Source organism: Bacillus sp. FG16, assembly GCF_057809515.1.
This window is the reverse complement of record NZ_JBMDKC010000156.1, coordinates 1-8,351: the sequence shown is the minus strand read 5'-3', so window position 1 is coordinate 8,351 and position 8,351 is coordinate 1. Positions and strand designations below refer to the sequence as shown.

Annotated in this window: 8 protein-coding genes and 3 pseudogenes; 8 read left to right on the top strand and 3 right to left on the bottom strand. The window is 36.2% G+C overall.

Going from position 1 to position 8,351, the window contains the following annotated elements:
• Window positions 1–46: 46 nt before the first annotated feature.
• From ACODS7_RS30000 to ACODS7_RS29990, 3 genes and pseudogenes are all read left to right on the top strand, one after another.
• Window positions 47–157: pseudogene (locus ACODS7_RS30000) on the top strand (acyltransferase family protein); the annotation flags it as partial.
• A 130-nt stretch (window positions 158–287) separates the two neighbouring features.
• Window positions 288–964 (top strand): annotated as a pseudogene (locus ACODS7_RS29995) (autotransporter).
• A 20-nt stretch (window positions 965–984) separates the two neighbouring features.
• Window positions 985–1,257, top strand: a complete 273-nt coding sequence (locus ACODS7_RS29990; RefSeq protein ID WP_069356799.1) for a hypothetical protein — start codon at window positions 985–987, stop codon at window positions 1,255–1,257.
• Window positions 1,258–1,314: 57 nt separating this feature from the next.
• Here the strand turns inward: ACODS7_RS29990 and ACODS7_RS29985 are convergent.
• Both ACODS7_RS29985 and ACODS7_RS29980 read right to left on the bottom strand, forming a co-directional pair.
• A pseudogene (locus tag ACODS7_RS29985) lies at window positions 1,315–1,461 on the bottom strand (IS6 family transposase); the annotation flags it as partial.
• A gap of 146 nt (window positions 1,462–1,607) precedes the next feature.
• On the bottom strand, window positions 1,608–2,084 hold the full coding sequence (locus ACODS7_RS29980; RefSeq protein WP_243168615.1) for a SpaA isopeptide-forming pilin-related protein: 477 nt from the start codon (window positions 2,082–2,084) through the stop codon (window positions 1,608–1,610).
• 633 nt (window positions 2,085–2,717) lie between these two features.
• Here ACODS7_RS29980 and ACODS7_RS29975 point away from each other — a divergent pair.
• The 5 genes from ACODS7_RS29975 (at window position 2,718) to ACODS7_RS29955 (ending at window position 7,726) form a co-directional block, all read left to right on the top strand.
• The gene (locus ACODS7_RS29975) at window positions 2,718–3,299 is read left to right on the top strand and encodes a beta-class carbonic anhydrase (RefSeq protein WP_208743126.1); all 582 of its coding nucleotides are present in this window, start codon (window positions 2,718–2,720) and stop codon (window positions 3,297–3,299) included.
• Window positions 3,300–3,326: 27 nt separating this feature from the next.
• A complete protein-coding gene (locus ACODS7_RS29970) occupies window positions 3,327–5,075 on the top strand; it encodes a SulP family inorganic anion transporter (RefSeq protein ID WP_243168614.1) in 1,749 nt (582 codons plus the stop codon).
• Between the two features lie 228 nt (window positions 5,076–5,303).
• On the top strand, window positions 5,304–5,534 hold the full coding sequence (locus ACODS7_RS29965; RefSeq protein ID WP_061656737.1) for a hypothetical protein: 231 nt from the start codon (window positions 5,304–5,306) through the stop codon (window positions 5,532–5,534).
• A gap of 13 nt (window positions 5,535–5,547) precedes the next feature.
• Window positions 5,548–6,585 carry a chymotrypsin family serine protease gene (locus ACODS7_RS29960; protein ID WP_243168613.1) on the top strand — a complete coding sequence of 346 codons (1,038 nt, stop codon included), beginning with the start codon at window positions 5,548–5,550 and terminating at the stop codon, window positions 6,583–6,585.
• A gap of 583 nt (window positions 6,586–7,168) precedes the next feature.
• On the top strand, window positions 7,169–7,726 hold the full coding sequence (locus ACODS7_RS29955) for a hypothetical protein (RefSeq protein WP_243168612.1): 558 nt from the start codon (window positions 7,169–7,171) through the stop codon (window positions 7,724–7,726).
• A 190-nt stretch (window positions 7,727–7,916) separates the two neighbouring features.
• On the opposite strand, the gene ACODS7_RS29950 is transcribed toward ACODS7_RS29955, so the two are convergent.
• Window positions 7,917–8,246 (bottom strand): hypothetical protein, encoded by a 330-nt coding sequence (locus ACODS7_RS29950; RefSeq protein ID WP_243168611.1) that lies wholly within the window; start codon window positions 8,244–8,246, stop codon window positions 7,917–7,919.
• Window positions 8,247–8,351: the final 105 nt, after the last annotated feature.

Sequence of the window (8,351 nt, the reverse complement as noted above, 5' to 3'; positions counted from 1 at the left end):
TTCAAAGGTTAGGAACTGAACAATTGTTAAAATATTAAACGTAACTTATATAGCAAGTGCTGGAAAGAAAGACTACTTTGCACCTGACGGTGTGCATTTAACTAAAGTAGGTGCAGAAGCTTACGCAGCACTTGTAGCCAGAGCGGTGAAGCAATAATTAACCATGTTTTATTAATTATTGGTTCCATCACATTGCTATTAAGCTAACAGGTTCTGGTGCAAAAAGTGAAACGCTTTAAAATTGAAATAGTTAAAAATAGATTCGTATAAGGGGAACAGAATTAAGTATGAGAAAATATTTTTTTAGTATGACTATGTTGATTTTATTCATGGTTTATCTTCCTGTATCCGTTACATATGCACAGGAAAACAACAGTCATTTAAGGAATATTGAGAAAATGATTAGCGTTTTTAATGATAATACTAATCTAGGAGAAAAAATCAGCTATATTAGAAATAATGATTTGAATGATTGGCCAGTTCAAGAAATGAATCAGGTCCTAGATAAATTAGATAATTTAAATCTGAGTATAATGGAACGAGCAAGTTTAAAAAGCGCGGTCATACGTTCTTCAGGATTTTCTAATTTCGATTTTAAAGGAACAAATGCAGACGTATTAGCATTTAAGGAATTAAAAATAGAAATTATAGAGATTGATCAGGTACTTACATTATATAGAAGAAGCAAAGCTGGTGAACCAGAATCTAAACGTGGTCTTGGTTATTGGTGGGGAGATAAAGAAATATTGAAGAAACTAGAAATGAGTTAGCCGTATTAGAGGCTTGGGGGAATCCGCTCAATATACAATATAAAATCACAGTACCTGAAGGGAGCAGAATACTTAAAGGAATTACAGCTTCTCAAACTCAATACCTTGAAAGTACAAGTATAGTTCAAGAATATAGGGAAGGTGGGGCTATGCAATACTGGATTAATAAGGTAGATAACAACTGGTTACAATAAAAAATGATTAGGAGGATACCGTGACAAATCATCATGAATTTATAAGTTTAGCTCTAGATTGTGAGCGTATTATAAAACAAAATATTCCTAGTAACCCTGAAGATGCTAAAAGATATCATTTAATGTTAAACGAACTTAAAGGTTTAAGAATGACTATAAAATCAAATCAATTAAATGACAGGTTATATTATTTATCCATCACACAAATGCTTGAAAAAGATGATCCAAGAAAAGTATTACAAGCCGTTTTAAAGCTTAATACATTTTATTGTAACTACTATCAAAATTTATAACATTATTAGGTTCTGTTGCAAAGTTCGAAAAAGTATACGATAATTCACAAAATCTGGTTAGATTTTAAGTACCCTGAATAACTCCTGTAATTCCTTGCACGCCGCAAAAGAGAAATCAAGAATGTGACTTCTCTTTTGCTTATATATAGCATGAATCGTTTCGATTCCTTTTAATGTACGTGAAGCATGGCGAAGATTTTGAAAGGAATCAAAATCCACTTATTGATTACCCTGAATGGGTTCCGCAAATTTGGAGCTCATAAATGGATTCATACTAAAATATTTACATAATCGCTAGTACGTTAAAACCCTTTGAAAAACTGAAATCGTTTTTCAAAGGGTTTTGTTTTTTAATATAATGTGAACATATTGTACACAGTATGCTGATAGATTTCTCCATTTGTTTTAAAAGATCCAGAAAACGTTCTTGTCTCAGGGACATATCTTCCCCCATTTGTTTCTGGATATGCGGATGTTTGTTTACAGGAAAAAGAAAGATTCAAAGGGAGTTGAAACGAAACTTTTCCATTTTTATCCGTTCGTTTCTTTGCATAGGCTGTATTGTCCTTTTTATTATAGATTGTAAATTCTACATCTGCTAAGTTGTTTCCAGGATAATACTTAAATCCTCCAAGCTCACTATGATCATATTTCCATTCCATAGCTGTCAATGTAATTTCTAATGTTCCCACTTCATTTTTTTGTATTTGTAGTGATGGTTCACTAGCTGCTTGTACATTTTGCGTTGCCGCTGCACTAAACAGAACTGCACCTGCTACAAAGGGTACAGCTAGAAATCGAATTGCATATTTTACAGTTTTGTTCATTCTATTTCCTCCTTCATATATGAAATGGATTGTTCCTAATAAACATCCATTGTTCTCAATTTGTCTCCCTCGTAACAATTCCAAGTTTTACATAAAACATCTATCATGATGCTAGATTAACCTTTCATTCTTTTCTGTTTCACCATGAATCGACTATACGTTCTTATATTAACGAAACTTAAATACTTCATTATCAATACTTTAGTTACATTGTAAATGGAGTTCATATGACATACAAGGTACTATCTGTATTTCTCAACCTACGCATATTACGAATCAGAAAAAAATGTCTCCCTGTGTAGAACAGTGAAAAATCGAAACAACGTCGATGTATGGTGATTTTATGATACTTATTGTTCCTAATGAACTGTTTGTTATTTTTCCTGTTGATGTCTTGAACATGACATGCAGATAAGAATCAGAAAAAAGAATTTCAGATTTCGTATGAAATACACAATATGTAAGAATATATTTCTCATGTTTTAGGTTGTTGACACCAAATTTTATCCTCTCTAGACTAAACATAAGATCACATCCAAATCTGTAAAAAAAGCTTACCAATCTAGAAAATTGGCAGGCTTTTTTTATTCCAGTCTGTTCATGTGATCATACCTATAAGGGAGGCGTTACCAAGTGACATTGTTAGAAAATATATTGACGCATAATGAAACATTTGTACAAAAACAAGAATACGAACCTTTTTCTACGACCAAATTTCCAAATAAAAAGTTATTGATTGTAACGTGTATGGATACCAGACTGCTAACATTGTTACCACAGGCATTGGGCTTACAAAATGGAGATGCTAAAGTCATAAAGAACGCAGGTGCTGTGATTTCCCATCCTTTTGGTAGTATGATGCGAAGTATCATACTGGGCATTTATGAATTACAAGTGGAGGAAATTTGTGTAATTGGTCATGAAGATTGTGGCATGGCGGGTTTGCAAGCTGAGCCGCTATTAGAAAAGGTAAAACAGCAAGGCATTGATTCCACCTGCATTCGTACACTACAACATGCAGGCATTGATTTATCTACATGGTTAACCGGTTTCCGAAACGTACAGGAAAGTGTCCAACATAGTGTAGAAATGATACGCCAACATCCGTTATTGCCACCTTCTGTACCTGTGCATGGACTTGTCATTCATCCCAAAACAGGCAATTTAGAAGTCGTTGTAGAGGGATATTCCTACGCACATACAACAAGTCCTTAAATACATGCAGGAAGAGGAGGAAAAACGATGAGATTTTCAGGCAGATATGCAGGATATAACCTTGCTAACTTACAAAAAGATATGCTGGCCGGATTGGTTGTAGGGATTGTAGCGATTCCGCTTGCAATGGCATTTGCCATTGCAAGCGGTGTACGACCTGAATATGGTATTTATACGACGATTATCGCAGGGATTCTCGTATCCATATTTGGTGGATCAAAATATCAGATTGCAGGACCAACAGGCGCATTTGTACCCATCTTACTTGGGATTGTGATGCAATATGGCTATGAAAACTTATTAATTGCTGGTTTTATGGCAGGAATGTTACTTATTATCATGGGCGTATGCAAACTAGGAAGGTTTATCACCTTTATTCCGCGACCTGTCATGATTGGTTTTACGACTGGGATTGCGGTCATCATCTTCTCCGGACAAATTGCAAATTTTTTAGGGCTGCATCACCTGGAAAAGCAAGAAACATTTTTTTATAATATGAAAGAAATTGGGACAAATATCGCCGAATTGAATCCGTACAGTATTCTTACCGCTTTTCTTTGCTTAGGAATTGTGATTGCAGCTACAAAATGGTTACCTCGCATTCCAGGCGCATTGTTGGGTTTGGTCATTTCAAGTTTGATCGCAACCCTGTTATTTCCGAATCAAATTGAAACGATTGGGACTACATACGGCGATATCCCGCATCAACTACCGGACTTCCAAATGCCTGAATTTACATGGGATACTGTCCTTATGTTACTTCCAGCAGCTTGTATCATTGCGGCATTAGGTGGGATTGAATCATTGTTGTCTGCCATGGTGGCAGATAACATGGCAAACAGCAAACATAATAGTAATAAAGAACTGGTGGGACAAGGAATTGCCAATATGGTGGCACCCTTATTTGGCGGCATTCCTGCGACGGGTGCCATCGCTAGAACCGCAACGAATATTAAAAATGGGGCCACTTCTCCCGTATCAGGCATGGTACACGGAATAGTAGTATTGCTAGTGTTATTATTTCTGTCTCCGCTTGCTTTTCATATTCCACTAGCTAGTATGGCACCGATCTTAATGGTCGTTGCTTGGAATATGAGTGAAAAGCATGAATTTATTCATATCCTAAAAACAAAAACAGGAGATACCCTGGTATTGTTTTTGACGTTCCTATTAACCGTTTTCACCGATCTTACAACCGGAGTCAGTGTGGGGTTACTCCTTGCGTTTCTTCTGTTTATTGGAAAAATGAGCAAATCTTTACGTGTTCGAAAAGTATTGCCAGATCCAGTAGATTCCTATGTCAAGTCAGACATCGTCGCAAATGGGAAAAATTGTCCGCAAATCAGTATCTTTACTGTAGAAGGTCCTTTATTCTTCGGCACCATAAAAGAATTCGAAACATCTATAGAGGCATCCCTACAGTCTAACGCACACATTCTTCTCCTACGTATGGGAAACGTTTCTTTTATGGATACTTCGGCAGAGTCAGCAGTAGAACACATTCGAAAGAAAATGCTAAAAAAACAAGGAACCCTTTTGATTTCCGGTATCCAGCATCAACCGAAAGAAATATTCCATCAAACAGGATTATACGAAAGAATTGGCGAACTACACTTTTTTACACGTACAGGAGTAGCATTGCATTTTGCACTACAAGAATTGGAGATATCTAAATGTAAAGGCTGTAAACAATTTGCGTTTCAAGAATGTACAACACTTTCTGGACAATCTGCAGAATCAGATAAGAAACGTTCGCCCTTGGAAATCAACATGTAAATCATGAAGTAACGTGATCAGTATATCTGCTGTATGTTCGTTTGTTCACAAAAGACCTATGTTTTGGAGGACATTTCTATAAAAGGTCCTCTTTTTTCTTTCTTCTGTATGCTTCAAGAAGGAAAATGCAGGAGCACAGTTAAATACTTATAGTGGTGTCATACACCATTTTTTAAACCCATCGAAGACAAACCGAATGTATCATCTAAATGAAGAAGGAGCGGTCCGATGGAATTAGAACAAGTTGTGCGCAAATATGAAACAGATTTATTACGTTTACCTTATGTTGTAGGAGTAGGAATGGGATTTGTACAAGGAAAAGAAGTAATTCAAGTATTTGTTTCGAAAAAAGTACCACGTTCTCAATTAAAAGCAGTGGAACAAATACCTACACAATTAGAAACATACCCCACGAACATTATAGAAGTGGGGACCATTACAAATCATTACACAGGATAAGGGGGAGATTGTTATGGGAAAACATTCAAATATAAAGGTGTTGACTGTTCAGGAACAACAAGACATTCAAAAAGTGCAGCAAAGTGTAGAGGATGATTTCTTACGGTTTCAGAATGTAACAGGTATTGGAGCCGGTATTCAACAGGTAAATGGGATTATGACAGGCACACCCTCTTTACTTGTATTTGTAGATCAAAAACTACCTGCTGAAACATTGGAAACGAATCAAGTCATTCCAAAAGAAGTAAATGGAATCAAAACCGACGTCATTCAAACAGGATATCTATTTGCTGGGACTCAACAAACATTACAAGTTGATACACAAGCCCTTTCCACTCGAGTTCGCCCAGCAAAAGGAGGGTATAGCGTTGCTCATCGAAATGTGACGGCAGGTACGATTGCGACTTGCGTATATGATATATTACCGAATGGTTCTACCAATCCGCCAGCACATGGATATGGTATCCCAAATCGATACTATATACTAAGTAACAATCATGTCTTAGCGAATAGTAATAACGCGAACATAGGTGATCCAATTTTACAACCTGGCCCGATTGATGGAGGGAGCGATCCAGCGGATCGGATTGCAACCTTATCAAGATTTATCCCAATTACCTTTTCTTCACAAGTACCACTTGAAAATCAAAACAATCTCGTTGATGCCGCGATTGCAGAAGCACCTTTTCATCAGATAGATCGTTCAATTCATTGGATTGGTTCTGTGCAAGGCTGGCGACGAAAACAAAATGTTACCGTCGGTACACGCGTCATGAAAACGGGACGGACCACAAATCATACACATGGCGTCATCACTGCAGTAAATGCAACCGTCGATGTAAATTACGGAAGTGGTAGGGTTGCACGGTTTCGAGATCAAATTATCACAACCAACCTTTCTTCAGGCGGAGACTCTGGCTCTTTAATCACGACAAATGATGGCGTTGCCATTGGCTTGTTATTTGCTGGTTCAACCTCAGTTACAATCGCCAATCATATAGAACATGTACGATCGTTACTTGGCATCGAAGTGGCAGAAAACATATTATAAACATGTTCTATCCATACGAGACCTATTCAACATCTCATCGCTATATGTTATATAATTCTTTTTCTAAAACAAATGAAAAAACGAACACCATGTAATCTTTTTCAAGGCCTTTACAAGGATGTCAAACAAAAAGTACGCCTTGGTATCAAAACCAAGGCGTACCAATCAGGATGATGAGCAAGCACATGTTTACGGAACAGGTACTCATATGCGAATTACTCCGGAACAAGATAATAATCTATCCTACTTATATATATGACAAGATAAAAAAGATGGGATTAGACTATGTACCTAGTACTTTTAATAATTCTATAGCTGCTGGAATAACAGCTCCGAAAAATGTTAACACAGCGATTGTGATGGCCATATGTATAAATCCCCTTCCCTAATAAAGAATTTTTCTTATTATAACGTTGAATGGATATAGATGCAATAGTTTTTCAACTTTTCAGAAATTATATTTTTCCTTCCATTGCTTTCACAAAAAACAGTTTCGCACTACCACTCTCATTCTTTGTTCAAAGGGAATTTCGTCTTTTTATCGAATCTATACACCATACCCTGTTTAGAGGAGTGATTTTCATTGACAGAAATCGTAAAAATTGAGGAACTCAACACATTCTTGCCTTTGGCTTCTTTAGAAGCACTACCTGTGGAAGAACAAAAGATGCGACTACAATATTGGAAAGAGCACTTTTCAATCAAAGAAATCTTAGAAGGATTAGGAACCTATAAAAATAAACTCTATGATTTGTATAAAAAACATGAAATTATAACCCAAGGGCACATGCAGGCAAAACGAAAAGGAAAAGAAAAAGAAGAGACTACTCCCAAAGAAGATACACCTAGCAATCTACAATATACTCATTCCACCGAACCAGCTCAAACGCAAACACCTGCACCAACAATTCCGATGCAAGATGTACCCGTGATTCCAGAATCTGAGCCCACAACGATTCCATTAGAACCTATAGAACAAGTAGAATCCTCTATTCCAGAATCCTTTCATATCCACTATACAGGCCGTAAATCAAAACAGAAAGTCATTCACCAATTACAAGCGCTCGCTACTTTGTTAGAAGAAGAATCACACGAACAATACCAGTTCTCGATCCAAATTGAAACAACATGCTTAAAATAAAAACAGACAAAGGATACAAACCACCTATAATTTTCTTAACCTTTTGTATAAAGTACAGCTTGTATGAGAAAACTGTTAATCATCCATAATATGTATTCCATTTTGAGTAGCTATTATTAGCTACTCTTTTTTTATTACTTACTGTTCACTTACAATACTTTTTCAAATGGGATATCACCATATATATTAATTAGGATGCAGAATATTTTTGTATCGTTTCTAGGACAGCTGACACAATACTTTGCATATGTTGATGCAATTCCGTTATTTGTAGCAATAATTTTTCTCTTTTATATGTTTTCATCTCCCGCACCATTCCTACAGAAAGTCTTTTTATTTCTTGATATGATTCTGAGCTTTCAAATGCTACTGTCTCTATATATGCTAATTTCGGAAATGAATTGTGCTGTTCTTGTTTCTTGCTCTCCCATTGCTGAAATATATATTCAATCCATAGCCGGATTTCTTCTTGCATAAGTATGAATTTCTGTATTTGCTCTTCTTTTTTATTGCCCCTCATTACAGTTCACTCCATTCTATTTCCATATCAAAAACCTCTCAAAATAATTTTTCAATGTTTTATTTTGAGATCCCCTTTGTTTCTAAAACATATAGCTCATTCACC

Bases quoted from the DNA above. Each gene is read 5' to 3' on its own strand.
- ACODS7_RS29950 (WP_243168611.1), bottom strand. From the start codon at position 8,246: ATGAGGGGCAATAAAAAAGAAGAGCAAATACAGAAATTCATACTTATG.
- ACODS7_RS29960 (WP_243168613.1), top strand. From the start codon at position 5,548: ATGGGAAAACATTCAAATATAAAGGTGTTGACTGTTCAGGAACAACAA.
- ACODS7_RS29970 (WP_243168614.1), top strand. From the start codon at position 3,327: ATGAGATTTTCAGGCAGATATGCAGGATATAACCTTGCTAACTTACAA.
- ACODS7_RS29980 (WP_243168615.1), bottom strand. From the start codon at position 2,084: ATGAACAAAACTGTAAAATATGCAATTCGATTTCTAGCTGTACCCTTT.
- ACODS7_RS29965 (WP_061656737.1), top strand. From the start codon at position 5,304: ATGGAATTAGAACAAGTTGTGCGCAAATATGAAACAGATTTATTACGT.